Consider the following 265-nt stretch of genomic DNA (forward strand, 5'->3'; position numbering starts at 1 on the left):
GTTTAGACGAAAACGACTGGGATGGTCACAAATTATTAACTGAGCGTATCGGTGATAAAGTACAATTAGTTGGTGACGATTTATTCGTAACTAACACTCAAAAACTTGCTGAAGGTATCGAAAAAGGTATCTCTAACTCAATCTTAATTAAAGTTAACCAAATCGGTACTTTAACTGAGACTTTCGAAGCTATCGAAATGGCTAAACGTGCTGGTTACACAGCAGTTGTATCTCACCGTTCTGGTGAAACTGAAGATGCTACAAT

1 pseudogene is annotated in these 265 nt (G+C 37.4%); it reads left to right on the forward strand.

What is annotated here, in order from left to right:
* Positions 1-265: pseudogene (eno, locus tag QP997_RS09820) on the forward strand (phosphopyruvate hydratase); the annotation flags it as partial.

Origin of the sequence: Corynebacterium sp. MSK039, from assembly GCF_030232315.1 — a bacterium.
Taxonomy (GTDB): Bacteria; Actinomycetota; Actinomycetes; order Mycobacteriales; family Mycobacteriaceae; genus Corynebacterium.